The 3,969-nt window shown below is 71.9% G+C and carries 4 protein-coding genes; 1 reads left to right on the top strand and 3 read right to left on the bottom strand.

Translation table 11 applies throughout. From position 1 onward, the window contains the following. On the bottom strand, positions 1 to 962 hold a 962-nt coding region (locus AOK08_RS37255; RefSeq protein ID WP_055534346.1), incomplete at its 3' end, for a DMT family transporter. A 94-nt stretch (positions 963 to 1,056) separates the two neighbouring features. Between AOK08_RS37255 and AOK08_RS37250 the strand changes: the two genes are divergently transcribed. Further along, a complete protein-coding gene (locus AOK08_RS37250) occupies positions 1,057 to 1,968 on the top strand; it encodes a LysR family transcriptional regulator (protein WP_055534344.1) in 912 nt (303 codons plus the stop codon). Between the two features lie 131 nt (positions 1,969 to 2,099). On the opposite strand, the gene AOK08_RS37245 is transcribed toward AOK08_RS37250, so the two are convergent. Continuing rightward, on the bottom strand, positions 2,100 to 3,179 hold the full coding sequence (locus AOK08_RS37245; protein ID WP_055534342.1) for a CU044_5270 family protein: 1,080 nt from the start codon (positions 3,177 to 3,179) through the stop codon (positions 2,100 to 2,102). Then, entirely contained in the window at positions 3,176 to 3,781 is a 606-nt protein-coding gene (locus AOK08_RS37240) for an RNA polymerase sigma factor (protein ID WP_055534345.1), read from the bottom strand. Before AOK08_RS37240 ends, AOK08_RS37245 begins: the two co-directional genes overlap by 4 nt. Positions 3,782 to 3,969 lie beyond the last annotated feature (188 nt).

Below are 3,969 nucleotides of genomic sequence, written 5' to 3'. Positions count from 1 at the left end.
ACGGGACGGGTAGGGGCGGCGGGGGCGAGCAACTCGGCCCGCGCCGAGCGGTGGGCGCGTTCCACCGACTGCCCCCAGTACGTGCCCGTGACCATCAGCGTCGCACCGAGCGCCGTGAGCGGCGTCAAATGCTCCCCGCCCAGAGCGATCCCGATCGCGGCGGCCCAGATCGGCTCCGTGCCCAGCAGCAGGCTGGCCCGGCTCGCCGAGGTGTGCTGCACGGCCCAGGTCTGGCCGAGGAACGCGAACACGCTGCAGAACAGCGCGAGATACAGCAACTGCGTCCACGTCCCGGAATCGGCGCGGACGAGCGCCGGCAGACCGGGAGCCGCGGCAGGCAGGAACAGGACCGTGCCGATCACGGTCTGGAGCGTCGTGAGGTGCAGGGGGCGGATCGCCCGGCCCGTGGTGAGGCGTCCGACCAGGGCCACATGGACCGCCCGTATCAACGCCGCCCCGAGCATCAGCAGGTCGCCAAGGCGCAGCGCGTGGAAACCGTTGCCGGACATGAGCAGACCGACGGCCAGGACACAGACGCCGGCGGCGGCGTAGAAGACCGGGGGCAGCCCGCCGGGATGTCCGGCGCGGTCCAGGAGAGGGGTGAGCACGATCGTCAGGCTGATGATCAGGCCCGCGTTGGCGGCGGTGGTGTGGGCGACCCCGTACGTCTCCACGACGAGCACGGCGGCCTGCGTGACCCCGAGCGGCAATGCGGCCCGCACCTCCTCCCGGGTGAACGGACGAAGACCACTGCCCTGCCCCTGTCCCCGCTCCTGTCCCCGCCCCTTCCCCCGCCCGGCGGCGACCAGGCCGAGACAGGCGAGCGCGGAGACGGCGTAGCGCGCGAACAGGACCACGAGAACGGGCAGGGCGGAGGTGGCGGTCTGGGCGGACAGATAACTGGAACCCCAGACGAGCGCGACCAGGAGGAGTACCGCGTCGGTACGGCGAGAGTCGGACACGCGTTCACGGTGCACTGCCGACAACCCTTTAGCCCAGACTCACCTTCTTAAACGATCTTTTAGTTTCCCTTCATCGGCCGCCTACACTCGTCCCATGGACGAACGGCAGCTGCGGATCCTGCGTGAACTCGGTGAGCTGGGCAGCGTCACCGCGGTCGCCGACGCGCTGCTCGTCACGCCCTCCGCGATCTCGCAGCAACTGCGGCTGCTCCAGCGCGCCATCCCGGTCCCGCTCACCGAGCGCCAGGGGCGCCGCCTGGTGCTGACCGACGCCGGGCAGGCGCTGGCGGGCGCGGCGACCGAGGTGGAGGCGGCCCTGGCGCGGGCCCGGCACACCGTGGAGGAGTTCCTGGACCGGCCGGACGGCGAGGTGTCCGTGGCGGCGTTCCACAGCGCGGGCGCCGCCTTCTTCCCGCTGCTGCTGCGGGCCCTCGCCCGACCGGACGGGCCGGTGCTCGCGCTGGCCGACGAGGACGTGACGCAGGACGACTTCCCGCCGCTGACCCGGGAGTACGACCTGGTCCTCGCCCACCGTCTGGACCACGCGCCGCCCTGGCCCCGCACGGTGGCGGCCACCCCGCTGCTGCGCGAACCCCTCGACGTGGCCATGCCGGCCGACCATCCGCTCGCTGCCAAGCGCACTCTGACCCCCGACGATGTGGCCGACCAGCCCTGGATCGCCGTGCACGACGGTTTCCCGATCATGGCGACGATCGAGGCCATCGCCACCGCGGCCGGCCGCCGCCCCCATCTCGCCCACCGCATCAACGAGTTCGCGGTGGCGGCGGAGGCGGTGGCCGCAGGCGGAGGCCTCGCCCTGATGCCCCGCTGGACCTCCCGCCCCCACCCGGCCCTGGTCCTCAGACCCCTCAGCGGCGTCCGGGCCAGACGCCGGATCGACGCCCTGCACCGCCCGGAACGCGCGGCCCGCAAAGCCGTACGGACGGTGCTCACGGAGCTGCGGCGAGCGGCGCGGACGATCCAGGCCGGGGAACGGCCCGCGTAGGGGCGCGGGGAACCGCGCGACATTTCAAGGTCGGTCACCACGCGATTTCAAGGTCGGTCCCCACGCGCACGCGCACGCGCCCGTGACGGTCGGGTCCGACGAAAGCGCCGGGGCCGCCCGTTCCCTGCCCCTTACCCGGCGGCGGGCGACTCGCCGGCCTCGTCGACCACGGCGTGGTCCAGCTCGGCGTCGCTGGACAGCAGGGTGCCGGACTTTCCGTAGGACGTGTCCTTGATCAGGTAGCTGCGGGAGCCGAGGAAGGCGTAGTCCTTGGTACCGAAGACCCACTCGGTCCTGATGCCGTAACGGGTGTCGTCGCGGGCGATGCCGAGGCCCTGGCGGCCGATGGCGTCACGCGCCTTCGGGGCCGGGGTGACACCGGGGATCTTCGCCGCGGCCCGGTAGAGGGCGGCAGCGGTGCGGGGCGGCATCACCCCGCCGAGCAGCGCGCCGATCTGCTCGAACACCGCCTGGTCGCGCTCGCGGCTCTCGGCGCGCGGGGTCTTCGCGTACAGGTAGGTCAGCAGTCTGTCAGGGTCGGTGGGCAGGGAACCGAACCAGCGGTAGGTGGGCCGGTAGAGGCCGGCCGCCGTGCCGTGGGTGTCACCTAGATTGGCGTTGACGGGGAACGTCTGACCGTCTTCCCGGATCAGACCGAGCTTGCGCAGACGCCCCGGCTCCTGGGCGGACCACACCTCACGGTCGACCAGGGGGCCGAGTACGGCCTTCCCGGTGGTCAGGTCGGCGCCGCGGGTCTTCTCCCTGGTGTAGACGAACTGGTCGTCCCGCACGGTGGGGGCGGTGCGTTCCCCGGCGGCGGTGGAGATCCGGTCGAGGAGGGCCGCGGCGGGCCGCATGTCCGTGGCCGCGCCGTGCGACGCGGTACCGGACCCCTTGTCGCTGCCGGTCAGGGCGATTCCCGCGGTCACCGCGCAGGCCAGGGCAAGCGCGGTCGCCGGTGCCAGAAGCGCGGGCCGCGGCAGCCGACGGGCCGGCCGGGTACGTACGGCCTGGTCGCGGTCACGGTCGCGGTCACGGTCGTGGTCACGAACTTGGTCCTGGTCGCGGTCGATGGTGCGCATCAGTAGATCCTTGTGACGAAGGTGCTGCTCGCGCGGAACGTCCCAGTCGGCCGGGGGCGGTAGCAGGCGGGCGATCTCCTCGCGGTCGTCGCGCCACTCCCGGGAAGCGGAGGTGGTCCTGTCCTTCATATGAGCTCCTCCCGCACGGGCAGGGCCGCGATCGCGGCCTCACTTGTCATCTCTCCGCGGGCGGAGCCCGGTTCCGGGTTTTCCTCCGCGAGACGGGCGAGCTTCTTACGGGCACGCGAGAGCCGGGAACGTACGGTCCCGACCGCGATGCCCAGGGCCTCGGCCGTCTGCTGGTAGTCCAGGCCGGACCACACGCACAGGGCCAGCACCTCCCGCTCCTGGCGTCTCAGCCGGTCCAGGGCGACCTGAACGGCGCGCAGACGGGCCGCGTCGTCGATCCGTCCGGCCAGCTGGGGCGCGAAGTCCTCCACACTCGGCGGCCGGGACTGACGCGCCAGGAACGACTGGCGCCGACGCAGGCTCCGCCGGGCGTTGTCCGCCTTGTGGGTGGCGATGCCCAGCAGCCAGGGCAGCAGGGAACCACCGTCCTCTCGTACACGCGTACGTGTGCGCCAGGCGGCCAGGAACGTCTCGGACATGATCTCTTCGGCTGTCGACCAGTCGCCGGTCAGGCGCAACCCGTGGTTGTACACGGCACGGGCGAACTCCTCGTACAGCTGGGCGAACGCCGCGCGGTCCCCCTCGCGCACCCGACGGCGCACCTCGTTCTCTGAGTCCTTCACACCCTCTTCTCTCCATGAAGCGGGGGGAGTTCCTGTGGTCTGTGTCACCTACCGGTACGACTGCTCACTCGACACCACGCCTTGAAGGTCAGCATCACGCCCTGAAGGCCGGCGGGCGCTCAGAACGGATACCACCGCACAGCCGAATCCCCCTCCCGCAAGGACCC

This window comes from Streptomyces graminilatus (assembly GCF_001418565.1).
GTDB classification, from domain to species: Bacteria; Actinomycetota; Actinomycetes; order Streptomycetales; family Streptomycetaceae; genus Streptomyces; species Streptomyces graminilatus.
This window is presented reverse-complemented; position numbering and strand designations above follow the sequence as displayed.

Bases quoted from the DNA above. Each gene is read 5' to 3' on its own strand.
- AOK08_RS37250 (WP_055534344.1), top strand. From the start codon at position 1,057: ATGGACGAACGGCAGCTGCGGATCCTGCGTGAACTCGGTGAGCTGGGC.
- AOK08_RS37245 (WP_055534342.1), bottom strand. From the start codon at position 3,179: ATGAAGGACAGGACCACCTCCGCTTCCCGGGAGTGGCGCGACGACCGC.